This window comes from Streptomyces sp. NPDC005808 (genome assembly GCF_042871385.1).
Lineage (GTDB): Bacteria > Actinomycetota > Actinomycetes > Streptomycetales > Streptomycetaceae > Streptomyces.
The window spans coordinates 66,414-91,606 of record NZ_JBIAIK010000018.1 but is presented as its reverse complement, the minus strand read 5'-3'; the positions used below and the strand labels follow the sequence as shown (position 1 = coordinate 91,606).

Here is a 25,193-nt window from a genome sequence, read left to right as displayed (position 1 = left end):
GATCTATTTCGTTGTGCCGTAAGTGAGAACCCCCCTTTCGAACCGGACAAAGAGCCGGACCGCCCAGGGGCGGGCGGTCCACCGGACGAGAGGGACCAGACTCATGAGCTCAGTCCTGCGCCCAGCTGTTTCGGGCGAAGATTCGACCACGGCCGGCAGGTACCGGCCGATCTCCTCTCACCTGGCCATAGCGCCGCCGGTGAGCGTCGTGATTCCGGCCATGAATGAGGCCGAGAATCTCCCGTACGTCTTCAAGACCCTTCCGAGCTGGATACACGAAGTGGTTCTTGTCGACGGCAATTCCACCGACAACACCGTCGAAGTGGCCCGTGACCTGTGGCCGGACGTCAGAGTCGTGAAGCAGCGCGGAAAGGGCAAGGGGGATGCCCTGATCACCGGGTTCGAGGCGTGCACCGGCGACATCATCGTGATGGTCGACGCGGACGGTTCCGCCGACGGCAACGAGATCGTGTCGTATGTGTCCGCACTGGTGTCGGGGGCGGACTTCGCCAAGGGCTCTCGGTTCGCCAACGGCGGCGGCACCTCCGACATGACGCCGATCCGCAAGCTCGGCAACCATGTGCTGTGCGCGGCCGTCAACGCCAAGTTCGGGGCCCGATACACCGACCTCTGCTACGGCTACAACGCGTTCTGGCGGCACTGCCTGGACAAGATCGACCTCGACTGCACCGGCTTCGAGGTGGAGACCCTGATGAACATCCGGGTCGTCAAGGCAGGTCTCAAGGTCCAGGAGATTCCGAGCCACGAGTATCTCCGCATCCACGGATCGAGCAACCTGCGGGCCGTGCGGGACGGGATCCGGGTGCTCAAGGTGATCCTCAAGGAGCGCTCCAACCGGCGTGCGCTGCGCCGTAGGCCGCACGCCTCCCAGCTCAACTCGGGTCGGGGAGAGGTGTCTTGAGCGAACAGGACATCGCGCGCATCTCGGTGGTCGTCTGCGTCTACACCGAGGACCGCTGGGAGGACATCCTCGCGGCGGTCTCCTCGGTGCGGGCGCAGTCCCTGCCCGCGCTGGAAACACTCCTTGTCGTGGACCACAACGCCGCGCTCCTCGACCGGCTGACCAGGGAGTACAAGGAGACCGACGGGGTGCGGGTGCTCGCCAACGCGGGCCCCCGCGGCCTGTCCGCGGGCCGCAACACCGGGATCGCCGTCGCGCGCGGCGCGATCATCGCGTTCCTCGACGACGACGCCGTGGCCGAGCGGGACTGGCTGCTCCATTTCGCCTCGGGGTACGAGGATCCGCGGGTCATGGCCGTCGGCGGCCGTACGATGCCGATCTGGGCGTCGGGTCGCCGGCCGGCGTGGTTCCCCGAGGAGTTCGACTGGGTGGTGGGCTGCACATACAAGGGGCTGCCCCCCGGCCGGGTCCGGGTCCGTAACGTCCTGGGCGGCAACGCCTCGTTCCGGCGTACGGCGTTCGACGCGGCGGGCGGTTTCGCGACCGGCATCGGCCGCGACGGCGACAAGCGTCCGCTTGGCTGTGAGGAGACGGAGCTGTGCATCCGTCTCACCCGCGCCCGGCCGGACGCGATTCTCCTGATCGACGACCGCGCCGTCATCCACCACCGGGTACCCAAGGTGCGCGAACACTTCGCGTACTTCCGCACGCGCGCGTACGCCGAGGGTCTCTCCAAAGCCCTCGTCGCACGAAGTGTCGGCGCGGACAAGGGACTTGAGTCCGAGCGCCGATACGCCACCCGCGTGCTGCCCGCCGGGATCGCCCGCGGCCTGCGGGACGCGCTGCTGGGCCGCCCGGGCGGCGCCGGACGCGCGGGCGCCATCGTCACCGGAGTGCTGACAGCGGCGGGCGGGTACGCACTCGGCAGCATCCGGGCGCGCAGGGGCGGCGCCGCCTTCTCCGTCGCGGAGATCGAGGGGGTCTCTCCGGCAGCCGACGACAAGGGGGCCGCGGCATGAACGGACCGGTGCCGATCCTCATGTACCACTCGATCGCGCCGCGGCCGGGCGACGCGACGCGCAGACTGTCCGTCACCCCGGACGCCTTCGCCCAGCAGATGGCGCTCCTCGACACGCAGGGGTTCACCCCCGTCGACACGGCGCGGCTCGGGGCGAGTTGGCGGGACGGCGCACCGCTGCCGAAGCGGCCGGTCCTGGTCACCTTCGACGACGGCTACGAGGGCGTGCACCGGCACGGCCTGCCCGTGCTGGCCAAGTACGGCTTCGCAGCCACGCTGTTCGTGTCCACGGGCTGGATCAGGGGCGCGTACGAGACCGGCGGCAGGCTCGGCACCATGCTGGACTGGGACCAGGTGCGCGAGCTCGCGGCGGAGCAGGTGGAGATCGGCGGGCACAGTCATACGCACCCGCAGATGGACCAGCTCTCCGACGCGGCACTCCGGTTCGAGGTGCAACGCTGCCGGGAGATCATCACGGGTGAGGTGGGCACCCGTCCGGCGTCGTTCGCGTACCCGTACGGCTACTCCAGTCGCCGGGTGCGCGCGGCGGTGCGCGAGGCGGGCTTCGCCCAGTCGCTCGCCGTCGGCAACGCCCTCGCCCGCCGCCGCCAGGGGCCGTACGCCCTGCGGCGCGTCACCGTGCGCCGGAGCACGGGTATCGAGGAGTTCGAGCGGCTGGTCGAAGGCCGCGCGATCACCCTCAACTTCGCCAGGGACCGCGCCCTCACCAAGGGGTACGCCATGGTCCGAAGAGCTCGCCAGGTCCGCCGGAAGGCCATCAGTTCCCGTGTCTGACACGACCACCGCCGCCCAGGCTTCATCGCCCACCACCGAGGCGCCCGCACAGCGCACGGGCCGCCGTCTCCGCCTGCCCGGCCGGGGCAAGGGCGGGAGCGGAGGAAACCAGCTGTTCCGCAACGCCTACGCCCTGATGCTCAACACCGGCATCTCCGCGGTGCTCGGGCTCGGCTACTGGCTGATCGCCGCTCGCTACTACACCGAGACGGCGGTCGGCCAGGGCTCCGCGGCGATCGCCGCCATGAAGCTTCTCGCGGGCCTCACCGCGGTCACGCTGACAGGCGCCCTGGCCCGCTTCATCCCGGTCGCGGGCCGCGCCACCGGGCGCCTCATCTTCCGTACGTACCTGGGCAGTTCGGTGGTCGTCGCGCTGGCCGCCGGCGTCTTCCTGCTGACGCTGAGCAGCTGGGGGCCCTCGTACCGGTTCCTGCACGGATCGCTGGCCGGCCTCGGCTTCGTCGTGGCCGTCGTCGCCTGGTCGCTGCTGACGCTCCAGGACGGGGTGCTGACCGGACTGCGCAGCGCCCTGTGGGTGCCGGTGGGCAACACGGTGTTCTCCGTGGTGAAGCTGGTGCTGCTCATCGCCCTGGCCTCCGTGATCCCGGCGACGGGTGTCTTCGTCTCGTGGGTCGCGGCGATCGCCATGTCCGCGGTGCCGCTCGGCTGGCTGGTCTTCCGGCGTCTGGTCCCCCGCCATGTGAAGGCGACGAAGGAGGACACGAAACCGCCCTCGGTGAGGGAGATCGGGCGCTTCCTCGCGGGCGACTACACCGGGTCGCTGTTCTCGCTGGCCGTGGTCTACCTCGTCCCGGTCATCGTGGCCTCGCAGGTCAGCTCCGCGGACAACGCGTACTTCTACATCACCGCGACCATCGGCGGCACGGTCAATCTGCTCGCCATCAACATGGGCGCCTCCCTCACCGTCGAGGGCTCGCACGCCCCGGCACGCCTCGCCGCCAACACCCGGGCCGCGCTCAGGCGGATGGCGCGGATCATGCTGCCGGTGGGCGCGCTGCTGTTCCTGGGCGCGCCGTTCATCCTGCGCGTCTTCGGCCAGGGCTACGCGGACGCGGCGACGCCACTGCTGCGCTGGTTCGCCGTCGGCGGGCTGCTGCGGGTCGTCATGGAGACGTACTTCGCGGTCCTGCGCGCCCAGAGCCGGACAGCCGGACTCGCCTGGCTCCAGGGCCTGTTGTGCACTCTGGTGCTCGGTCTGACGGTGGTCCTCCTCCCCCGCATGGGCCTGACCGGCGCGGGCATCGCGGAGGTCGCCAGCCTCGCGGTGATCGTGGCGATCTCCGCGCCCCGGCTGTACAAGATCCTGCGGACCGCGCCCGCCGAGGTCTCCGCGGGCGCCGCACCCGACGGGGACCTCGCCGACCTGGGGGCGCGCGAGGTGCCCACACCGAAGCGCGGGCCCACGTGGGCGCTGGACTCGGACACCCTCGCCCTGGGCGTCCACGTCGACTTCGACCACCTGGAGCGCCGGCCGGACGTGCGGCCCGGTCCGGGAACACCGCCCACGGGGACACCGAAGGTACGGCCGGACCACCGCCCGACGTGGGCGCTGGGCAGGCCGTCGGTCGGGCTGCCCGTCGAGGCGCGGGAGCCGGGTTCGGAGGCATCGCTGGGCCCGGCCGAGGCTCCGGAGACAGACGCGCCCTTCGAGAAGACGGCGGCGGCTCACAGCACACCTTCGGAAAGCACCCCTTCAAAGGCCAGGGGCGAGCCATCCGGCGACTCGGCCGGGTGGGCACGACCGGCCACGGTGCTCCCGCTTCCGACGGACGGGACGGATCCCCCCTCCCCGCGCAGGCGGTTGACACCCCCGACCAGACCGGGGGTGGTCCTCGGCTGTCTGCTGGTCTCGGCCCTGCTCCTCTACTGGGTCCCCGCACTCACTCTCAACGACGGCGCCCTCGACCGAATGGGCGGGCTCGGGCTCATCTCGGTGCTGCCCCTGCCGACCCTCGTCGGCGCCGCCCTCCTGGTCACCGTGTTCGCCTCGCTGCTCTGGATGGGCCGGGAGCACAAAGGGCTGCTGCTCGTCACGCTGCTCGCCACCGTGGTCTCACTGCACGCGCTTCCCGCGGTGATCGAGACCGAGCCACGGTTCGCCACGGCCTGGCAGCACCTCGGTTTCCTGGACTACATCGACCGCACCGGATCCGCCGTACCCGACCTGGACGCCCGCTGGAGCTGGCCGGGCTTCTTCGCGGCGGCCGCCTTCGTCGCGAAGGCCTGCGGGGTCACCGACCTCACCGAGGTGATCCGCTGGTGGCCGCTGACCATGCAAGTCCTCTACCTGGCACCGATGTTCCTGCTCGTCCGCTCGATGCGGGCGAGCTGGCGCGCGAAGTGGACCGGCATCTGGATCTTCGTGCTCAGCGGCTGGGTCGGCCAGGACTACTTCTCGCCGCAAGGCTTCACCTACCTGCTGTACCTCGTCTTCGTGGCGATCCTCCTCGTCTGGTTCCGGGCACCGCGGGTGCTCTGGACGAAGCGACGGCCGGGCGAGGCGGAGGTCGAACCGGCGAACCGCGGGCAGCAGGCCGTTTTGCTCATGGTGTTGATCGGTCTGTTCGCGGTGACCGTCCCGGCGCACCAGCTGACCCCGTTCGTGATGCTGGGCGTTCTCGCGGTCCTCGTCCTCGTCGGCCGCTCCGAACTGCGCGGCCTGCCGATCCTGTTCGCCGTTCTGGTCGCCGTCTGGGTCGGCTTCATGGCCGAGCCGTACTGGTCGGGCCACTTCGACGAGCTGTTCGGCGGGATCGGCGGAGTCGGCGGCAATGTGTCCTCGTCGGTCTCCGGCCGTATCGAGGGCGGCAGTTCGACCCACAAACTCGTCCTCTACGCGCGTGTGCTGCTGGCCGGCGGCGTGATGACCTTGGCCTGCTACGGCTGGTGGCGCCGCCGCGAGAACAAGTACCGCGAACGCTCGCTGCTCGTCCTCACCTTCGTGCCGTTCCTCGGCTTCGGCATGCAGTCGTACGGCGGCGAAATGGCCCTGCGCGTCTTCATGTTCGCCCTCCCGGGCGCGGCCCTGCTCGCCGCGCTCGCCCTGTTCCCGCGCACCGGCGTCACCGCGAAGGAACGGGACAGGGACCGCGTCAGCCTCGCACCGCTCGCGGCTCTCATGGCGGGCCTGGTCCTCATGGGCGGCTTCCTGGTGGCCCGTTGGGGCAACGAGTCCTTCGAGCGGATCAGACCGGGCGAGGTCGCCGCCATGAACTACGTGTACGCGCACGACGATCCGACCGCACGCCTGCTGTGGATGAGCAACGACACCGTCGAGAACGTGACACCCGCGATGCCGTGGGGCACCCGGGACATGGAGAAGGTGGAGTACCTGCCGACCCTGGCCCCCGTCGACCCGGTCCTGGTGTCGAGCCTGGTCAAGGCCCTCAGGGACGCGGGCCCCAACTCGTATCTGATGATCAACCGCAGCCAGGTGGTCTACCTCCAGCTGGACGTGGGCTACTCGCCGACCTGGGAGACGCGGCTCCTCAAGAACCTCGACGAACGACCGGAACTGAAGAAGGTCTTCGACAACGACGACGCGACGGTGTACGCGCTGCGCGAGCAGCCCGCGGGCGAGATCCCGAAAGCCGATCCCGGGCCGATCGGGCCTCAGGTGACGTGGACACCATGGTCGGTGGTGGGCGGCCTCGCGGCCGTCGCGCTCATCCTGATGCTGACCACGCGGGAGATCGTACGGGTCGCGGTACCGCCGGGCGTGCGGCAACTGCGGTGGCTGCAGAGCAGCTTCTGGTTCGCACTGCCGCTGCTGGCGGTACTGCTGGCTTCACTGGTGCAGCGGTTCCTGACGATGAAGTAGTTCCTTGAAGGCGCACAAGGAGGGTGTAGTTCCTTCGGAGGCGTACGGGGTGAAGTGGCTCAGCGTGCCAGCCACTTCACGCCGTAGGCGCCCAATTCGACCTGCTTCCCGTCGATCTTCGCGCTGATCGACCGGTCCAGCGTGTTGACGACGAGGACCGTCGTGTCGGTGGCCAGGACACGGACACGGGGCACGTCGGCGGCGGCGACGGACACCGTCCGGTACACGGTCCCCGGCGGGAACTCCGCGCTGAACCGGGAGAGGAGGCCGAACATCGCCATCGCCTCGCCCCCGCCACCACTGTCGGTCGGTGTCCACAGGCAGCCCGCGCAGTCGGGCCCCTTCTCCTTCTCCGGGTTCCAGTAGAAGCCGGAGGTGGCGCCGCCGCGGGCCATCGCGATCAGGCCGGAGGCCTGGACGGCGACACGGCGGGTCTCGGACCAGCCCTTGCGCTCGTCGTTGCCGTCGGCCGGTTCGACGTAGTACTCCGCCCACCACAGCGGCAGATCAGCCGTCCGCTCCCGTACCCATTCGCCGACGGCCGTGAACTTGCCGGTGGCCGCGAACTCGTCCGGCAGCAGGTCGTCGTCCTTGGTGTAGCTGGAGCCGTCCACGACGACGAAGTCCGCGCCCGCCTTGTTCTTGTTCCAGTAGTCGAAGGCGTCCAGGACTCGCTGGTCCATGGTGCCCCAGGTGCCCTTGACCGTCGGCGAGGCGTCGTGCGTCTGACGCGGGTCGAGACTGTCCATGCCGAGGTAGGGCCCGCCGACCATGATGTCCGGGTCGACCTTCTTCAACGCCTTGTAGACCAGGTTGTAGAGCTCGGTGTAACCCTCGTAGTCCCAGCGGGCCTTCTCGTCGTTCCAGAAACCCTTGAACTCGTTCCAGACGATGAAGTGGCGTACGTCCGGATAGCGCTTGGCGACGGTCGCGGCGAGCGCGGCGAAGTCGTCGTAGTGTGCGCGGTCCGGGGCGGTCTCCAGGGCGGCCTGGCCCCAGTCGGTGTCGCCGGACTCGCCGCCCTTCATCCAGTCCGGGGAGCAGCACAGGGTGACGACCGGTGTGCCGCCCGAGGCGCGCATGAAGTCGATACGGCGGTCCATCTCGACGAAGTCGTAACGCCCTTTGACGGGCTCGGGGTTGCCGGCTCCCCAGCCCATGATGTGCTGGATCTGTGGCATGGGCTGCTCGGCGAGCAGTCCCTCCACGCGCCCGGTGGCCGTCGCGCTGCCGTCGTCGGCGCTGAACTGGGTGTGCGTGAAGCCCCAGCCGACCTCCGGCTCCGCCGCCTTCGCCGGGGCGGGCGTGCCGTGCACCTTGTCCCCGTCCCGGGTCGTTCCCTCGGTGCCCGCGCCGTCCCCGGGCAGCGTGTTGAGCAGGGTCACCAGCAGGGCCAGAGCGACCGCTCCCACGCCGAGCACCGCGGTGAGCCGCCACCGCCGAGTCCCCGAATTCCACCCATGACGTGCCATCAAGGGCAACAGTAACGGCGGGGACAGCCGGTGGAACAGGTTCCGGATGGTCCCCCGGTCTCTCCTTTCCGGCGGCCTTGCCGCCGGCGACCGGGCCGCGGCCTCTCGGACACCCGACCGAAAGCCGGTTGAGCTGGGACCCCTCGCGAAGGACACCCGGACCAGGCAGCGGAAATCCCGTGCGCAGGTTCCCTCGGTGACGGATCATGGCGGCATGTCTGCCAACCCACACGACGCACTGCCGATCCGGCTCAACGTCGATGACAGCGACTCGCCGTCGGACGTCATCGACGCGCTGTTCCTCGGCCGCTTCGCGACGGGCGAGCAGCCTCACTCGCACGCGGTCAACATCGAACGCGTACGGTCCGGGGCCACGCTGCTCCCGAAGGGCGCCCGCGTGCTGCGCTCCGCCCGTGACGACGACCGCAGCGCGACCCTCGCCGAGGGCGACGGCTGGACCCTGCTCGTCTCCCGCTGGAACCGCGGCGCCGACGTCACGGTCACCGCGACCAGCACCGAGCTGGCCGAGAAGGTCCTCGACCAGGCGACGAGCGGCGCGGCCGACGAGCCCGAACCCCAGCCGGAGAACGTGACGATGGGGTTCTGGTACGTGTCCCCGCGCCGCGGCCCCTACCGCACCACACGCCAGATCTCGGCCGGCACCTGGGACGAGATCCGGCCGAACTACACCACTCCGGTCGCGGACGCGATGGACACCCTGATGAAGACGACGCCTCAGGACATCGCCGGCCGGCTGCTCCTGCTGCACGGCCCGCCCGGCACGGGCAAGACCTCGGCCCTGCGCACCCTGGCCCGCTCCTGGCGCGACTGGTGCCAGGTGGACTGCGTCCTTGACCCCGAGCGGCTCTTCTCCGACGTCGGATATCTGATGGACATCGCGATCGGCGAGGAGGACGGCACGGGGAAGGGCCGCTGGCGGCTGCTCCTCCTCGAGGACTGCGACGAGCTGATCCGCGGCGAGGCCAAACACACGGCGGGGCAGGCCCTCTCGCGCCTGCTCAACCTCACGGACGGCCTGCTCGGCCAGGGCCGCAACGTCCTGGTCGGCGTCACCACCAACGAGGACCTGGAGCGCCTCCACCCCGCCGTTGTCCGGCCCGGCCGCTGCCTGGCCCGTATCGAGGTCGGCCCGCTGACCCGCCGCGAGGCCGTGAACTGGCTCGGCACGGAGAAGGGCGTCTCCCGCGAGGGCGCGACCCTGGCAGAGCTGTATGCGCTCCGCCGGGGGACGTCTCCGACACAGGTACCGGATCCGCGGGAGGGGGCGGACGCGGGGCTGTATCTGTAGGAGGCGTCGAGGCGTGGGCGTATACCGGAGCGCGGGCTCACTTCTTGATGTGCGCCGCGAGAGGCGCTACTCCCCGTACTCCTGCCGCAGGGCCGTGGCAGGGCCCTACTCCCCGTACGCCGCCCGCAGGGCATCGCGCGCCGCGTCCAGCGCGGCGGACTCCGTGAGACCGAGGCGGCGTACGCGCTCGGCGTAGGCCTGCGCCGCGACCGCGGCCTCGCGCTCGGCGGCCGAACCGGCGGCAGCCACAAGGGTTCCGTTGCGGCCCCGTGTCTCGATCACCCCGTCCGCCTCCAGGGCCCGGTACGCCTTGGCGACCGTGTTGGGCGCGAGGCCGAGCGACTCGGCGAGCCCCCGCACGGTGGGCAGCCGGTAGCCGACCGGCAGCGCTCCGGACCGGGCCTGCTCGGAGATCTGGGCGCGCACCTGCTCGTAGGGCGCGGTCCCCTCATCGATGTGGATCTTCAGCGTCACGGGGGTGATTCTCCCGTACCCGGCGGAAAAATGAGAGGCACCCGCACGCAGCCCCCGCGTAGCGTGAGACTTCATGACAGTGATCGTTCGCGATGTCCGCCCCGGCGACCGGCGGGACGCCGAGGGCTTCGCCGGGGTCCGCACCCGCGCCCTCCCCTTCATGCTGAACTCCCCCGATTCCGTCGTCCACGACATCACGCACGCTCACCCCGACGCCCACTACCGGCCTCTGCTCGCCGAGCAGGACGGCGAACCGATCGGCACGGCCAACGTCGGCATCGTCCATGACAGCCCGGAACCGGGGCAGGGCTACGTGAACGTGTACGTGGACCCGGACCGCACGCGCCGCGGCGCCGGCTCGCTCCTGGTACGCGCCGCCGAGGAACACCTGGCCGGCCTGGGCGCCACCAAGCTCTTCGCCTGGGTTCTGGACTCCCCCACCAACCGTGCCTTCGCCGAGAAGCACGGCTACCGCGCGAGCCGCTCCGCGCACTTCCTCCGCCTGGACCTGGCGGGCGCCACCCTGCCACCCCGTCAAGCCCTCCCCCCAGGTGTCGAACTCCGCAAGGGCTCCGACTACGCCGCAGATCCGCGCCCCCTGTTCGATCTGGACGCGGAGACCAGTGCAGACGAACCCAGCGACGTCGACCAGGAGTTCACGGACTACGAGGCCTGGCTCCGGGAGACCTGGGACCACCCCCTCTTCAGCCCGGAGCTGACCTCGATCGCGGTCGTCGACGGCCGCCCCGCCGCGTTCAGCGCGGCCCGCACGGACGGCGACACCCGCTACGGCACCGTGATGACGGGCACCGCCCGCGCCCACCGCGGCCGCGGTCTCGCCAAGCTCGCCAAGACCGACTCCCTGCACCGCGCCCGCGCCGCCGGCTTCACGGAGGCGTTCACGGGAAACGACGCCGGCAACGAACCGATGATCGCGATCAACAAGTGGTTCGGCTACGAGATCTGCGCGACGGAGGTGCGCTATCTCCGCGAACTCGGCTGACGCCCACCGGCAGGTGGAGATCGTCCTCGTCAAGGCGGGCCGTACGAAGATCCGTTACCCCGCCGAGCTGCTCGCCGACGACGGCACCCGGGTGACCGTCCGCGCGCCGTGGGCGGGCGACGGTGTCCGCGACTTCGGCTTCGTACGCTTCGAGCCGGGCGATGTCTTCACCGAGTACTACTGGCGGGACCGGTGGTACGCGGTGAAGGAGGTCCGCGACGCCGAGGGCACCCTGAAGGGCTGGTACTGCGACATCACCCGCCCGGCCGTCGTCGCCGGCAGCGAGCTGGTCGTCGAGGATCTCGACCTGGACCTGTGGCGCTCCGCCGACGGCACGGCCGTACTCCGCCTGGACGAGGACGAGTTCGCGGCGAGCGGCCTGGCGACCACGGATCCGGTGGCCGCGGCCGCCGCCGAGAACGCTCTGGACGAACTCGAACTCCTCGCCCGGAAGGGTGACTTCGAGGGCCTGCTCGGCTAGGACAGGTCGGGGACGAGGGCCACCATCGCGTACCGCTCGTCCTCGACCTCTCTCCCCCACAACCGTGAGTCGTCGGAAAGCCGCTCCACCCGGATGTCCGCCGCGAGGGGTTCGAGGAGGGCGGTGAGCCGGTCGGCGGATATACCGACCGGGCTCACCGTCCCCCACACGCCCTCGACGAGAACGAGCCGCCCCCCTGGGCGGAGGAGTCCGCACCAGTGCCGCAGGACGCGCCCGGGGTCGGGCAGCGTCCACAGCACGTGGCGGCACAGCAGTACGTCGAACCGCTGCTCACCGACGGGCGGTGTCGCGGCGTCACCGACCAGGAACACCGCGTCACGCCCGGCGAGCTTCGCGCGGGCACGGTCGACCATGCCCGGCGAGGAGTCGACCCCGGTGACGCGATGCCCCCACTCTGACGCGAGGAGTGACAGGCTGCCGGTGCCGCAGCCCAGGTCGAGGACATCCGCGGGCCGCGCCGGCAGCCACGTACGCAGCCGGGCGGCCCAGGCCTCCCGCACGACGGGATCTCGCAGCCCGTGGTCAGGCTCCTCGTCGAAGGTGACGGACTCGGCGTCCCAGTCGACGTCAGCCCCCGGAATCAGCGGATTCATCTCGTTGTTACTTGCCATGCGCACCAGGGTGACACCCGCCACTGACAGTCGAATCGTGACTGGCACCACAGACAGATCGCGACCGATGAGGAACTCTCCCCGAAAGGGTCTACCTCCACATCACGATGGACATAGGTAGACGCAAGGAGGCAGCCATGCGCCGCGTAACCCTGCAGAAGCCCCTGAGGAAGTCGGACTCCCGCCGCGTGCGGGACGAAGCCGACGAGCGCCCGGCCGAGCGTCCGGAGGTCCGAAAGGACATCCACCGCACATGGTGGCCGGACGGGTGAGCGGCACATGCCCGCCCCGGCATGAGCACGTCCGAGCGTGGAGCCGGTCCCCACACGCCACCACCACGACGCGAACGCTGCCTACCTGATCGCAGTCTCAGCGCTCCCTTAAGGCCGTCATAAGGATCTCCTTCTCCTGCTTCCAGCAGGCGATTTCGCGGTTTCCTCGGGCTAGCTTGCTGATCGCCCCCACGGGTTCAGCCCAAGCATCCGGGACCGTTTCGAGGAGTTCCCCCATGACCGCAGCCCTGCCCGTTCGCCGCAAGGCCGCCGCGATCGCCGTCGTCGGTGTCGCCCCGCTCGCCCTGGCCGCGCTCGCCGCCGTACCGGCTGCCGCGCACGGCACGATGGGAGACCCGGTCAGCCGGGTCTCCCAGTGCTATGCGGAGGGTCCGGAGAGCCCCGAGTCGGCCGCCTGCAAGGCGGCCGTCGCGGCGGGCGGCACCCAGGCGCTCTACGACTGGAACGGCATACGCATCGGTGACGCGAACGGGCAGCATCAGGCGCTGATCCCGGACGGCAAGTTGTGCAGCGCGAACAGCGACGAGTTCAAGGGCCTGGACCTGGCCCGCGGGGACTGGCCGGCCACGAGCGTGAGCAGCGGCTCGTACACCTTCAAGTACCGGGTGACCGCGCCGCACAAGGGCACCTTCAAGGTGTACGTCACCAAGGCCGGTTACGACCCGTCGCAGCCGCTGGCCTGGGACGATCTGGACCTTGAGAATCCGGTCGCCACGGCCACCGACCCGGCCGCGTCGGGCGGGTTCTACACGTTCTCCGGCACCCTCCCGCAGCGCTCCGGCAAGCAGTTGCTGTATGCGATCTGGCAGCGCTCGGACAGCCCGGAGGCTTTCTACTCCTGCTCGGACATCACGTACGGCGGCGCCAGTGCTACTACCGGCAGCGGTACGACCACCAACTCCTCCCCGGCTCCCGCGCCGACCGCCTCCGCGCCTTCCGAGGAGCAGATCGAGGCCGGTGCCGACAAGTCGACCGTCGAGCACAACGGCCACGGCGACAACGACGCCAGTACGTCGGCGGAACCCACCACGGCCGCCACGGACCCGGAAACCGGCGAGCCGGGCACCGACGACCCGGAAACCGTCGCGGCGGCCAACCAGGCCGAGGCCCAGGCAGCCGGTACCTCGGAGAACCTCGCCGAGACGGGCGGCGACGGCACCACCCCGTACCTCGCGGTCGGCGGCGCCGCCGCCCTGGCGCTCGGCGCGGCGGCCCTGTTCGCCTCGGTCCGCCGCCGCGCGGTGAGCGGCGGACGCCACGGCCGCTAGGGGTCCCCTAGCGACGTAGGACGAAGGACGGAAGGACTCCTGGGGCTGTCCGGCGGCTCAGGCCGGACAGCCCCCGGTCGCGCGCTCGCCCTCGGCCTCAGCCTCGCGCGGACGCACAGGTGGTCGGGGTGGCGCCCGCCGGATCGAGCGCGTTCGCCACCTCGTGGAAGGCGATGCGGTCGAGCAGGCCGATCGCCACATGCTCGGACAGGTCGAGGGCGCACAGGTTCTGCAACAGGACGTTGTGGACGTCGGATCCGGTGAGGAACTGCGAGCTGTACGGCGTGACCACCTGGTCGTACTTGGTGGCGATGACCGTGTAGTGGACGCCCGCGACGGTGTCGCCGCCGGCGTTGAGTTTGGCCAGGAACGCTGATCCGGTGACCTGGTCGGCGAGTCCCGGGGTCGCGGTGGTCAGCAGGTCCTGGGCACCGGGGAAGTACGGCAGCAGGTTGGTGAGGCCGCTCATGGTGGTGCCGTGGTTGTTGGGCGCGATACCGACGAGGGCGTTCACCTTGGCGGCTCCGCCGAGGAACTTGAGGTAGTAGCGGGGCATCATGCCGCCCTGCGAATGGCCGACGAGGTCTGCCTTGGCGGAGCCGGTCGCGGCGAGCACTTTGTCGACGAAGACCTGGAGCTGCTCGGCCGACTTGTCGATCGGGCCGAGGCCGTAGAAGAGCGGGACGCCGGGCAGTTGGCCGTAGTCGAGGGAATAGACGCAGTAGCCCCGGGTCACCAGGTAGGGCGCCAGGGCCAACCAATTGTCTACGGAATTCCCGAGAGTGCCGTGGACGAGGACGACGGGGCGGGGGTGTGCGGTGGAGGGTTTGCAGGAGTAGTCGTTCCAGCCACTGCTCGGCGCGGCGGCCTCGGCGGTGGTGGCGGGGACGATCCCGACGGTGGCGGTGAGCAGGACCGCGGCCAGCGGTCTGATCAGGCGCTTCCAGGGCAGCATCGAGTGATCTCCTTGCGGCTCAAGGGGGTTGCGACGACATACGCCCTGTGACCCGGATCACGAGGTGCTGTTCACCCTTCAAGTTACGAGTGAGTAGTCCAAGTGTGAAGTTACGCGTCAGTAAAAACTTTCAGTGATAGTCAGAAGCCGTGATAAAGAAACCGACTAAACGTCACCAGGCGGGCTTGATGGGACCGTAGGGCGCAATGCGCACCAAACGGTCGCGCAACGCGCGGACTTCACCCTCACCGAGCAGTTCGACCCACGGTTGAACCGCCTCCATCGCCGCCTCTTCCGCGGCACGCGTGCAGGCCCAGCCATGTTCGGTCAGCACGAGCAGTCGGGCGCGCGCGTCATCGGGATGCGGCCGCCGCTCGACGTACCCCCTGCGCACCACCTCGTCGACGAGCTGACTCGCGGCCTGCTTGGTGACCCCGAGGTGCGCGGCGAGCTCGGTGACCGTCGCCCCGCCCGGTGCGAGCCGCGCGAACGCGAAGCCGTGCGCGGGCCGCACCCCCTCGAACCCCCGGGCGACGACACCCTCGTTGATACGTTTCGTCAGCTCACCGGCGGCGGCGAGCAGCGCGGCGGACAGGGCCATGACCTCGGAGTTCTGCACGACAGCATTGAAACACCCTTGACGAAGTGGTCAAGAAGGCTGACCATGTAGTCAAGCTACTTGACCACTTAGGAGACCAGCCATGCCCGTCATCCGCCCGTCCCAGGCCGTCGTCCACGAGATACACGGCGTCCGCTTCGTCTCGTACGCCACCCCCCTCAGCGGCAGCAAGGAGCTGTGCGCCTGGCGGGGCGAGATCCCGGCGGGGACCAAGGCGACGGTCCACACCGTCAGCCGCGAGGAGATCTTCCATCTCCTCTCCGGCGAACTGCTGATCACACTCGACGGCCGGGCCGAGCGGATCACCGCGGGTGACACCGTGATCATCAACCCGGGCGCGGTGTTCGGCGTCGAGAACCCCACCCGGGAGACCGCGATCTCCTGGGTCACCACGTCCATCGGCCTCACTGCGGAGCTGGCCGACGGCTCGGTCCTCACTCCGCCGTGGGCCAACTGACCCCGCAAGGGCGCCCCCGCTCTACGCGAGACGGCACTCGCGACGGGACGCCGGGTCAGTGGCCGGCGGGCGGTCGGAGCCGGGCGGGATTCTGGGCAGTCGAGCCATTCGATCGTCACCCCGATGGAGCGGGGTACGGGCCAGCGCCGCGGGATGTACGGCCTCCGGCCCGAAGCGGCGGCGGGCCCGGTCCGCGGCCGCTTCGGCGGCGCGGGCACGGTCGTCACCGGGGTCCAGGGTGAGTTGGCGGTGGGCGTCGACGGCCGGCAGCAGATCGTCGGCACGGATCAAGAAGGCGCGGACTCTTGCCCGTTGCAGTCCGAGGGAGGCCAGCAGGCCCAGGGCAGCCGCGGCGAGGGCGGGCGAGTGGCTGGTGGATTCCGGCAGCGGACGCGTGCGCGTGGTGGAGCTGCGGTCGGCGTACCGGACGGTGAGCGTGAGCCGGCCGGCGACCTGGTTCTCCCCGCGCAGGCGTGCGCCGATCCGTTCGGCCAGACCGAGGACGGCTCGGTGCTGTTGTGCCGGATCGAGGCAGTCCCGGTCGAGCAGGAGATCGGCGGCGAGATGAGTCGCCGGTTCCGCGGGGATGACCGGGCGGAGGTCGTGGCCACGGGCCCGCTCGGCCAACAGCCGTGCCTGACCGGCGCCGAGGAGGCGTTGCAGGGTCGCCGCGGGTATGTCGGCTATCTGGCCGATGGTGTGCAGGCCGTACCGGGTGAGGGTGGTCGCCGTGGCGCGGCCGATCCCGGGCAGTGCGGTGACCGGGCGGGGGTGGAGCCAGTCGGCGGCCTGCTCGGCCGGGACCCAGGTGGTCCCGCCGGGCGCGGACGCGTCGGCCGCCATGGCCGCCAGCATGCGGTTGCTCGCGAGACCTGCGCTGCTGTCGATGCCGTAGTGGGCCCGCAGCCTCATCATCGCCGTCTGGAGCACGTCATAGGGAGACAGGTCGAAGTACCTGAGTGCTGAAGTCAGGTCGAGCTGGACGGCGTCGGGCGGGATCGCCTGGACGTGAGGCGTGACGCCGGACATCAGTTCGATGATGTCTGCGTACTGATCCTCAGTGAGCGCGGCGTGCAGATGAAGGTGGGCGATGTGCCGCTGCCGTGTGGTCATCCCAGTCATCCCGCGCTCCCTGGGCTGCGATGGCCGAACTTCTTCAGGTCGGCCGAACGGGTACCGGCGGGCTGGAGGTCGGCGTACGGGTGCAGGCGGGCGCCGGTGGTGCCGTTGGCCAGGGTCCGCTGCGGCTGGGCGGGGGCTGGTTGCGGCCGTCCCGAAGCCGACCGGGCAGGGGCGGGCTGTGGCTGCCCCGGAGCCTGCGCCCGCCCCCGAGTCGGTTGGGCGGGGGTCGGGTGCGGGCGGTCGGTGCCGAGCAGGGCGAGGGCGGCCTCGGGGCCGTTGTCCCGGCGGGCGGTGGCGATCTCGTCCAGGTCCCAGGCCATGGTGCCGACGACGGTACGGCGGGTGCCGCGCACCTGGACCGTGCCGCGGACCAGCAACAGCCCGCTGTGGAAGACGGTGTGCGCGCAGGCCGGGTGGGAGTCCTCGAAGAAGGCGAGGTCGACCAGCCCTGAGCCGTCCTCCAGGGTGACGAAGATGATCCGCTTGCCGCTCGCGATCGGCGGGGTCTGGGTCGAGGCCCGCACCCCGGCGACCAGCACCTGCTGACCGGCACGCAACCCTGCCAGGTGCGCCGCGTCGGTCGCGCCGATCTCCCGCAGCAACCGGTGGTGATGCTCCATCAGGTGCCTGGAGACGTCGATGCCGAGGGTGCCCAACTCGGCACTCAGGGCCTCACGTCCGGTCATCTCCGGCAGACCGCTCGGCTCCGCTCCCCCAACGGCGCCCGCATCGATGGGCAGTTGGCCCTTGCCCGCGGACCGGGCGCGGGAGGCCCGATGGAGTTCGGCGATCTGAAGCAGCAGGTCGCGCCGCGTGAGACGCCCGTCATGGAGAGGGCTCAACGCACCGATCTCCGCGAGGCGTTCGGCGATCGGTCTGCTGGGGTGGGCCCGCTGCCAGAAGTCCGACAGTGATCCGTACGGTTGCCCCTCCTCGATCCGCGCGCACTCCTCCTCGCTGATGCCGTGCACCGCGGACAGCGCCAGCCGTGCGCCCCACTGCTCCCCGTCGGTCCTCTCCACGGTGTGCTTCACCTTGGAGCGGTTGATGTCGACGGGCAGGATCGGCACGCCACGTCGACGGGCGTCGGAGACCAGGACACGCTTGGGCCACATCCCGGGATCGTGTTCGAGCAACCCCGCCAGCAGGTACGCCGGGTGGTGGGCCTTGAGCCAGGCGCTCTGCAGGGCCGGTACGGCGAAGGCGACCGCGTGCGCCCGGCAGAATCCGTACGCGCCGAAGGCCTCGACGGTCTTCCAGACCTCGTCCCGGACGTCCGCGCTGTAGCCACGCGCGCGTGCCCGCTCGTGGAACCAGTCCTTGATCCCGGGCAGTTGGTCCTTGTCGCCGAGGGCCCGCCGGGTGATCTCCGCGAAGGCCCGGTCGCAGCCGGTCATCACATGCAGCGTCTCGATGATCTGCTCGTGCCAGATGGTCACGCCGTAGGTGTCGGCGAGCACGGGTTCGAGGTCCGGGTGGGCGTAGTCCGGCGTACCGCCGTGGCGGGCGGCGATGTAGCGCTCGGGCATGCCGCCGGCGACCGGCCCGGGGCGGAAGAGGCTGATGTCGGCGATGACGTCCTGCGGGTCTCGGGGCTGCAGCCGGGACAACAGGTCCTGCTGGCCGGGCGACTCCAGCTGGAACAGGCCCAGGGTCTGGCTCTCCTGGATGAGCTTGAACGCGAAGACGTCGTCGAGCGGCACCTGTTCGGGATCGTCCAGGTCGATGTGGTTGCCGGTCGTCCGTTCGATCTCGGCGACGGCGTGGGCCATCGCGGACTGCATCCGTACACCCAGGACGTCGAGTTTGATGTTGCCCAGCGCCTCGATCTCCTCCTTCGCCGCCATCGCCATCGGGTAGTCGCCCTGCGGTGTGGGCTGCACCGGCAGCCGGTCCAGGAGTGTCGCGTCGCTGATGACCACGCCGCAGGGGTGCATGGCCATGCCGTGGACCAGGGAGTCGAGGCCTTCGGCGAGCTCCCAGAGCGGCCCGAACCGGTGCGCCTCGGCCGCCAGTTGGCGCAACTCGGGCAGCTCGGCGAGCGCGCCGGTGATGTCGGAGGCCCGCAGGTGCGGGAAGCTCTTGGCGATCCGGTCCACGTCCGCGGGTGCGATGCCGAGGGCGAGTCCGGTGTCCCGCAGGGCCCGGCGGGCCCGGTAGGTCTCGGGCATCGCGGTGACCGCCACCCGCTCCTTACCGAACCGGTCGAAGATCACGTCGTAGCACTCCAGGCGGCGGGCGGACTCCACGTCGATGTCGATGTCCGGCAGCGATTCGCGGCGCTTGCTCAGGAACCGTTCGAACAGCAGGCGATGGTCGAGCGGGTTGGCGGTGGCGATGTCCAGCGCGTGGCAGACCAGCGAGCCGGCGCCCGAACCACGGGCCGCGACCCGGATGCCCTTGGCCCGGATGTCGGCCACGACCTGTCCGACGGTGAGGAAGTACGAGTCGTAGTTCCAGTGGGAGATCACGTCGAGTTCCTCGTCCAGCCGGTCGAGTGCCGCCCGGTCGCGGTCGAGGCCGCGTCGGACCAGACCGTCCTCGCACCTCCGGCGCAGCAGCCGGGCCGCGCCGTCCGCTCCCGGCTCGACGCCGAAGAGCGAGGGTTCCGGGAGGTGGTGTGTGCCGAGGCCGAGGTCGGCTCGGGGGTCGACGGCGCACGCGGCCGCCGTGTTCACGGTGTCCGCCATCAGACGGCGAGCCCGACGGATGTCCCCTCCGGCGCATTCGACGATCATTCGCGCGACGGTCTCCATTCCTCGCTCGTCCTTGAGCCAGCGCTGCCCGCTGTCCAGGCGACGCCGGTCGATCGGCCGCAGCAGCCTCGCCGCGTCCAGGACATCGGCGAGCCGGTGCTGGCCGGGGTCGGCGTAGCGGACGGCGTTGGAGAGCACCGCGGTGGTACGGGTGCGGTCGGCCAGCGCCAGGGTGCGGGCGGCCAGGCGAAGGGATCCCGGCCCGGTGCTGAAACGTTTCTGTGCGGCGATCTCCAATCGGACCCCATCCCCGAAGACCTCCCGCCAGGGCGCCAGCAGCTTCATCGCGACGTCCTCCCGGCCCACCGACAGCGCCCGCACAGGCTCCGAGAGCGGACCGAGCAGCACGGTCAGACCGGGGCCGCCGTACTCACGCAGCGCCTCCCACGGCACCACGGGTGCCGTACCGGACACGGCGCCGACGTGGGCGGCCGAGGTGATGCGGCACAGCCGCGCCCAGCCCGCCCGGTTCTGCGCGAGCAGCACGAACCGCAGCGGCGGCTCGACGACATGCGCGCCGCCGCGTGCCGGAGTGCGGCGGCGTTGGGCCGGCGGCGGGGGCGCCAGGGCCTCGACCGCGAGGTCGATGCCGAAGAGCGGCCTGACCCCCTCCTTCTCGCAGGCGTGCGCGAACCGGACGGCACCGGTGACCGTGTCCCGGTCGGTGAGCGCGAGGGACGTCATGCCGCGGTCGGCCGCCCGCCGGACGAGCTGCTCGGGGTGCGAGGCGCCGTAGCGGGCGGAGTAACCGGACGCGACGTGCAGATGGGCGAAGCCCGCCATGCCGCACCTCCATCACTCCGCCCCTTTTCAGCCATACGCCCGATATCTTCATCGTACGCTCGTTCGATTACTCTAACCCCATCAGCACCGGTCAGCGACTCGATTCGAACACATCAGCGATTCCTTGGCGAGGCGGGCGTCGACCAAAACAGGACTGCCCCGCCATCTCCCTGGCGGGGCAGAGCAGTTGGAGGATGAGTGACGGATGGCGATGGTCAAATTACTTTGCGTGAAGAAATCAGGGTGTGTTCGTACCTTCGGGGGGCCGCTATTGACGCTCAAGCGGACGCCGGGACAGCCGCCCCTCAACTCCCGTGGGACACCAGGACGCCAGGACGCCACTCAGACGAAAACCCCGCCCCCGCAGTAGCGGGAACGGGGCTCCGGCACATGCCTGGACCGTCAGCCGATGGACGCCCCGAAGGCCGAAAGCGCCTCGGTGACCGGCTGGAAGAACGTCGTGCCGCCCGAGGTGCAGTCGCCGCTGCCGCCGGAGGTGAGTCCGATCGCGGTGGAGCCCGAGAAGAGCGAGCCGCCGCTGTCACCGGGCTCGGCGCAGACATTGGTCTCGATGAGGCCGTTGACGACGTCGCCGCTGCCGTAGTTCACGGTGGCGTTCAGGCCGGTGACCGTGCCGCTGTGCACCTGGGTCGTCGAACCGCTGCGGGTCACCGACTGGCCGACCGTCGGGTTGCCCGCCTGAGTGATGGCCTGCGCGGACCCGTTGTAGAGGTCGACCTCGCTCGGGTGGGCGACGTCGGAGGTGTACTGGACGAGGCCGTAGTCGTTGTCCGGGAAGCTCGATCCCGCGTTCTGGCCGATCACGTTGCCGGAGGAGTCCGACCAGGTGGAGATCGCCTCGGTGCAGTGGCCGGCCGTGATGAAGTACGGCGCGCCGTCCTTGACCACGTTGAAGCCGAGCGAGCAGCGGCCGCCACTGCCGCTGATGGCGTCGCCGCCCGCGACGAAGGGCTTGAACTCCCCCTTCGTGCGCTGGAGTTCGGCCTTGGATCCGAGCCCGTCGACGACCTCGGTCAGCTTGGCGAGTTCGGTCTTGGAGACCGTGCTGTCCGCGGTGACGACGACCTTGTTGGTCTCCGGGTCGGTCGCCCATGAGGTGCCGGGGATGGTCGCGTCCTTCTGGAGCGTCGCACGGGCGCTCGTCAGCTCGGCGAGGGAGTTCTCGACGATTCTCGCCTGGGCGCCGGTCGCCTGGACGGTCTGCGCGGCGCTTTCGTCGAGGACGTTGACGACGAGGCTCTTGGTCTTCGCGTCGTAGTACGTTCCCGCCGCGTCGGCGCCGAGGTCCTTGCCGAGGGTGGAGGCGAGCTTTCCGGCCGCCTCGACCGAGAACGTCCGCAGCGCCGGGGTCTCGCTGGCGTTCGCAGTCTGGAAGGTTACTCCCGTGACGACCAGTGCGACGACGCCTGCGCCCGCGATGGCGGCACGCCTCCTGGATATGTGTCGGTGCTTCAACTTACGTCCTCCTGTGGGGGGTCGGCCGGGAGGTTGTGGGGACCTCATCAGCCGGAAGGTGTACGGACATGAAGCCGCAGTACAGCAAAAAGCCGCGTCCATGCCAATAGTTCCGACGCCCACTATTCCGAGGCGTACCGGGGGCACACAAGGTCGACTTCAGGACTCGCGCGCGCCAAGGGGCGTACGCCCCCTATGTGTTGACTATGCGTGGTCCATCCACCTGGTTCCCGGTGCAAACACTGCAATGCGCGTACCCGTTGTGCACCTTGCGAGGTCTAACCCTGTCCGGTTTTCGACCCCCCGGGGCCAGATTCCTTCGGTGACTCGCCGGACGGGAGTTGCTCCTGCACCGGTTGCTGAGGCGCTGCCGCCGGAGGTGGCGCACCCGGCGCACCCTGCTGTGCCCGCTCCAGGAACCGCAGCAGCTCCACCGGGAAGGGCAGGACGAGCGTGGAGTTCTTCTCGGCCGCGACCGCCACCACCGTCTGCAGCAGCCGTAGTTGGAGCGCGGCGGGCTGTTCGGACATCACCCCGGCGGCCTCCGCCAGCTTCTTGGACGCCTGAAGTTCCGCGTCGGCGTTGATGACCCGGGCCCGCCGCTCGCGGTCGGCTTCCGCCTGCCGGGCCATCGACCGCTTCATCGTCTCCGGCAGGGACACGTCCTTGATCTCGACGCGGTCGATCTGCACACCCCAGCCGACCGCCGGGCTGTCGATCATCAACTCCAGGCCCTGGTTGAGCTTTTCGCGGTTGGAGAGCAGATCGTCGAGATCACTCTTGCCGATGATCGAACGGAGCGACGTCTGCGCCATCTGCGAGACCGCGAACTGGTAGTCCTCGACCTGGATGACGGCGTCGGCCGCGTCGATCACCTTGAAGTAGATGACCGCGTCCACCCTGACCGTGACGTTGTCCCGGGTGATGCCGTCCTGGGCGGGCACCGGCATCGTCACGATCTGCATGTTGACCTTACGCAGCTTGTCGACGAAGGGCACGATCATCGTGAACCCGGGGCCGCGTACCGACGAGCGCAGCCTGCCGAGCCGCAGCACCACGCCCCGTTCGTACTGTTTGACGACACGGGCCCCGGCCATCACATAGACCAGCCCCACGGACGCGACGGAGACTCCCGCCGCCACCAGCTCCTCCACCATTACGGCCCCCAGGGTCCGAAGTGGGCGCATCAGGCATGTACGTCGACGGTAACTCCGTCACCCGGACAAGGGCGAGCCCCCGCACGTCAGTTGCGTGCGGGGGCTCGCCTGCTTGCCGGCTGCAGGTCAGGTCGTGCGAGTGTCGGCGCCGGGGGTGTGCAGGCCTAGAAGACGCTGACCCCGTAGGCGTTCAGGGCCTCCACGACGGGCTGGAAGAACGTCGTGCCGCCGGAGGTGCAGTTGCCGCTGCCGCCCGAGGTCAGCCCGTAGGCGATACCGGAGCTGGAGTAGAGCGAGCCGCCGGAGTCGCCGGGCTCGGCGCAGACGTTGGTCTGGATCATGCCGTAGACGATGTCGCCGCCACCGTAGTTGACGGTCGCGTTGAGGGCGGTGACCCGGCCGCTGTGCGTACCGGTGGTCGAGCCGTCGCGGTAGACCGTGGCGCCCACGGCCGGGGTGCCCGCGCTGGTGATGTCGACGCCGCCTGCGGTGCCCGCCTTGGCGACCGTGGTGTTGGTGTAGCGCACCAGGCCGTAGTCGTTGGTCGGGAAGCTGGTGCCGGCCGTCGAGCCGAGGACCGTCGCACGGGCGGAGTCGGAGTACCAGGTGCCCGCGCCGTCGGTGCAGTGACCGGCGGTCAGGAAGTAGTAGGTGGTGCCGCTGCGGACGTTGAAGCCGAGGGAGCAGCGCCAGCTGGTCGCGTAGATGGCGTCGCCGCCCTGGATCAGCTTGTTGAACTTGCCGGGGACGTGGTTGATCTGCAGGGCGCCGGCGTTGTCGCCCGCGGTCGCCTTGATCTCCGCGATCTCCGCCGCGGAGACGGTGCTGTCGACGGTGACGACGACCTTGTTGGTCTTCGCGTCGACCGCCCAGGCGGTGCCGGGAACATCGGCCTCGAGTACCGAGGTACCGGCGCTCTTCAGCTCGGACGCGCTGAAGGGCTCCGCGCCGCTCGCACTGGAGGCGGGGATGGTGACAGCAGCTGCGGCCACGAGTCCGGTGGTGACGGCGATCAGCCGGAACCGTCTCGCAATACCGCTGCGGGGGGTGGTGCGCTTGATCCTCACGTTCATCCCTCCGAGGGGGGTGTCGGGGGCCCGCGTGGGGTCGGGGCCCGTGAGGCGCAGCCAGGGACACCCCTGCCCGGATTCCGGACAAGCCGTGCTCCTGGGAAGCGCTGTGGGGGAGTATTCGACCGTGCGACCGATGTCCGCAAGGGCACCTTTCAGTCATGCAGGGTTCAACTGTCCGGTGACACAGGCGGGTTGATCTTGCGCCGACGGCAGCCCCGAGCTACGCGTGTCGACCGGCATTGACCATGTCACCGCAGTGGCCACCGATGATCGCCCCCCGAAGCGGGCACAGCCACCGGGCGAGCGGGGCACTGGCCGAGAATGGCGTGTTCCTGTCATGTACGCAGCCGTCTCACAGAGAGATACGTCCGACCACGCGAACGCGCGCCGACGAAGACCACCGTCGGCGCGCGCGGACCGGGAACCGGACGGCTCAGAGCAGGTTCCGCTCCCCCGCCGCGATCGCCGTGCCCAGAGTGTTCCCGGGCGGCGGGAAGGGGCAGATGAAGTGGTCCGCGAAGGCGCACGGCGGGAGCAGGGCCCGGTTGAAGTCCACCGTGGTTCGCCCCTCGGCGTCGGGCGCCGCGGGCCGCAGGAAGCGGAAGCGGTAACTGCTCTCCCCGCTCGTGGAGTCGGCGAACACGGCCCACAGCGAGCCGTCGCTCTGCACCGAGACCTGGAGCGTGAGGTCCTGTCCGTCGAGGGTGAAGGCGAGCACCCCGCCGAGCCCCAGACCGCGCGCCCGCCCGTCCGCGTTCTCGACGCGTACGGTGCGACTCTCGCCGTACGGCGTGAAATGCCCGGGCACCGACCAGCGCGGATCGTGATCGGTCGCCTCGATGCCCTTGAAGGCCCCCCGCGCGGGCGAGCCGGGGTCGAAGTCGCGGACGCCCCAGACCCCCTCCCGCACGAGCACGACGAACCGGCGCTCGCCGTGCCCGACGCGGGCCCCGCCCGCCTGACCGAGGTCGGCGCCGAGCGTGACCTCGCCGGTGAAAGGCTCCCCGCCGAGAGTGAGACCGTCCTCGGCCGTCGCTGTCAGTACGACCGCGTCGTCACCGGCGGCCCAGCGCCCCGGGATGCCCGGAAGCTCCCCCTCCGGATAGTCCTCGATCCAGTAGGTGCCCGTGAGCGCGAGCGGTCCATAGGGCGCGGACACCGTCTCGCTGCGGTGCTCGTGCCAGTGCTTCCAGTCCTCGGATGCGTCGGTCGTCATGTGATCAACCCTTCCACACCGGATCCGGCAACCCGAGGTGTGAGCGCAGCGTCGTGCCTGTGTATTCCGTA

The 25,193-nt window shown here is 70.1% G+C and carries 21 protein-coding genes; 10 read left to right on the top strand and 11 right to left on the bottom strand.

Annotation, left to right across the window (positions count from 1 at the left end):
* Positions 1–103: 103 nt before the first annotated feature.
* From ACFYPC_RS31720 to ACFYPC_RS31705, 4 genes are read left to right on the top strand one after another with little or no spacing between them, the layout of a single operon-like run.
* On the top strand, positions 104–922 hold the full coding sequence (locus tag ACFYPC_RS31720) for a glycosyltransferase family 2 protein (RefSeq protein WP_391889624.1): 819 nt from the start codon (positions 104–106) through the stop codon (positions 920–922).
* Entirely contained in the window at positions 919–1,941 is a 1,023-nt protein-coding gene (locus tag ACFYPC_RS31715; RefSeq protein ID WP_391889621.1) for a glycosyltransferase family 2 protein, read from the top strand. The genes ACFYPC_RS31720 and ACFYPC_RS31715 overlap by 4 nt, the downstream gene beginning before the upstream one ends.
* Entirely contained in the window at positions 1,938–2,735 is a 798-nt protein-coding gene (locus tag ACFYPC_RS31710; protein ID WP_391889619.1) for a polysaccharide deacetylase family protein, read from the top strand. Before ACFYPC_RS31715 ends, ACFYPC_RS31710 begins: the two co-directional genes overlap by 4 nt.
* Positions 2,728–6,576, top strand: a complete 3,849-nt coding sequence (locus tag ACFYPC_RS31705) for a lipopolysaccharide biosynthesis protein (protein WP_391889615.1) — start codon at positions 2,728–2,730, stop codon at positions 6,574–6,576. The genes ACFYPC_RS31710 and ACFYPC_RS31705 overlap by 8 nt, the downstream gene beginning before the upstream one ends.
* Before the next feature lie 59 nt (positions 6,577–6,635).
* Here the strand turns inward: ACFYPC_RS31705 and ACFYPC_RS31700 are convergent, their stop codons facing one another.
* On the bottom strand, positions 6,636–8,048 hold the full coding sequence (locus tag ACFYPC_RS31700; protein WP_391889612.1) for a xylan 1,4-beta-xylosidase: 1,413 nt from the start codon (positions 8,046–8,048) through the stop codon (positions 6,636–6,638).
* Between the two features lie 214 nt (positions 8,049–8,262).
* On the opposite strand from ACFYPC_RS31700, the gene ACFYPC_RS31695 reads away from it, so the two are divergent.
* Positions 8,263–9,357 (top strand): DUF5925 domain-containing protein, encoded by a 1,095-nt coding sequence (locus ACFYPC_RS31695; RefSeq protein ID WP_391889610.1) that lies wholly within the window; start codon positions 8,263–8,265, stop codon positions 9,355–9,357.
* Positions 9,358–9,462: 105 nt separating this feature from the next.
* Here ACFYPC_RS31695 and ACFYPC_RS31690 read toward each other — a convergent pair whose 3' ends face one another.
* On the bottom strand, positions 9,463–9,831 hold the full coding sequence (locus ACFYPC_RS31690) for a GntR family transcriptional regulator (RefSeq protein ID WP_391889608.1): 369 nt from the start codon (positions 9,829–9,831) through the stop codon (positions 9,463–9,465).
* Between the two features lie 73 nt (positions 9,832–9,904).
* On the opposite strand from ACFYPC_RS31690, the gene ACFYPC_RS31685 reads away from it, so the two are divergent.
* Complete coding sequence (locus ACFYPC_RS31685) at positions 9,905–10,834, top strand: GNAT family N-acetyltransferase (protein WP_391889605.1); 930 nt, start codon at positions 9,905–9,907, stop codon at positions 10,832–10,834.
* A complete protein-coding gene (locus tag ACFYPC_RS31680; protein WP_391889767.1) occupies positions 10,815–11,315 on the top strand; it encodes a DUF402 domain-containing protein in 501 nt (166 codons plus the stop codon). Before ACFYPC_RS31685 ends, ACFYPC_RS31680 begins: the two co-directional genes overlap by 20 nt.
* On the opposite strand, the gene ACFYPC_RS31675 is transcribed toward ACFYPC_RS31680, so the two are convergent.
* The gene (locus tag ACFYPC_RS31675; RefSeq protein WP_391889602.1) at positions 11,312–11,947 is read right to left on the bottom strand and encodes a class I SAM-dependent methyltransferase; all 636 of its coding nucleotides are present in this window, start codon (positions 11,945–11,947) and stop codon (positions 11,312–11,314) included. The two genes, ACFYPC_RS31680 and ACFYPC_RS31675, sit on opposite strands and share 4 nt — an antisense overlap.
* 137 nt (positions 11,948–12,084) lie before the next feature.
* Between ACFYPC_RS31675 and ACFYPC_RS31670 the strand changes: the two genes are divergently transcribed.
* Together ACFYPC_RS31670 and ACFYPC_RS31665 are read left to right on the top strand one after the other, a co-directional pair.
* Positions 12,085–12,219: a hypothetical protein gene (locus ACFYPC_RS31670; RefSeq protein ID WP_391889599.1), complete on the top strand. Its 135-nt coding sequence runs from the start codon at positions 12,085–12,087 to the stop codon at positions 12,217–12,219.
* A 248-nt stretch (positions 12,220–12,467) separates the two neighbouring features.
* On the top strand, positions 12,468–13,508 hold the full coding sequence (locus ACFYPC_RS31665) for a lytic polysaccharide monooxygenase (RefSeq protein ID WP_391889765.1): 1,041 nt from the start codon (positions 12,468–12,470) through the stop codon (positions 13,506–13,508).
* Between the two features lie 97 nt (positions 13,509–13,605).
* On the opposite strand, the gene ACFYPC_RS31660 is transcribed toward ACFYPC_RS31665, so the two are convergent.
* Positions 13,606–14,463 (bottom strand): esterase/lipase family protein, encoded by an 858-nt coding sequence (locus ACFYPC_RS31660; RefSeq protein ID WP_391889596.1) that lies wholly within the window; start codon positions 14,461–14,463, stop codon positions 13,606–13,608.
* A gap of 172 nt (positions 14,464–14,635) precedes the next feature.
* On the bottom strand, positions 14,636–15,082 hold the full coding sequence (locus tag ACFYPC_RS31655; protein ID WP_391889593.1) for a MarR family winged helix-turn-helix transcriptional regulator: 447 nt from the start codon (positions 15,080–15,082) through the stop codon (positions 14,636–14,638).
* Between the two features lie 82 nt (positions 15,083–15,164).
* On the opposite strand from ACFYPC_RS31655, the gene ACFYPC_RS31650 reads away from it, so the two are divergent.
* Positions 15,165–15,539: a cupin domain-containing protein gene (locus tag ACFYPC_RS31650; RefSeq protein ID WP_391889590.1), complete on the top strand. Its 375-nt coding sequence runs from the start codon at positions 15,165–15,167 to the stop codon at positions 15,537–15,539.
* A gap of 21 nt (positions 15,540–15,560) precedes the next feature.
* Here ACFYPC_RS31650 and ACFYPC_RS31645 read toward each other — a convergent pair whose 3' ends face one another.
* The 6 genes from ACFYPC_RS31645 to ACFYPC_RS31620 form a co-directional block, all read right to left on the bottom strand.
* Positions 15,561–16,652: an ImpB/MucB/SamB family protein gene (locus ACFYPC_RS31645; RefSeq protein WP_391889763.1), complete on the bottom strand. Its 1,092-nt coding sequence runs from the start codon at positions 16,650–16,652 to the stop codon at positions 15,561–15,563.
* 5 nt (positions 16,653–16,657) lie between these two features.
* Positions 16,658–20,200, bottom strand: a complete 3,543-nt coding sequence (locus ACFYPC_RS31640) for a DNA polymerase III subunit alpha (RefSeq protein ID WP_391889587.1) — start codon at positions 20,198–20,200, stop codon at positions 16,658–16,660.
* Positions 20,201–20,602: 402 nt separating this feature from the next.
* Positions 20,603–21,676 carry a S1 family peptidase gene (locus tag ACFYPC_RS31635; protein WP_391889585.1) on the bottom strand — a complete coding sequence of 358 codons (1,074 nt, stop codon included), beginning with the start codon at positions 21,674–21,676 and terminating at the stop codon, positions 20,603–20,605.
* A 278-nt stretch (positions 21,677–21,954) separates the two neighbouring features.
* A complete protein-coding gene (locus ACFYPC_RS31630; RefSeq protein WP_391889761.1) occupies positions 21,955–22,833 on the bottom strand; it encodes a slipin family protein in 879 nt (292 codons plus the stop codon).
* A 164-nt stretch (positions 22,834–22,997) separates the two neighbouring features.
* Entirely contained in the window at positions 22,998–23,900 is a 903-nt protein-coding gene (locus tag ACFYPC_RS31625; RefSeq protein ID WP_391889759.1) for a S1 family peptidase, read from the bottom strand.
* Positions 23,901–24,339: 439 nt separating this feature from the next.
* A complete protein-coding gene (locus ACFYPC_RS31620) occupies positions 24,340–25,122 on the bottom strand; it encodes a DUF1684 domain-containing protein (protein WP_391889582.1) in 783 nt (260 codons plus the stop codon).
* Positions 25,123–25,193: the final 71 nt, after the last annotated feature.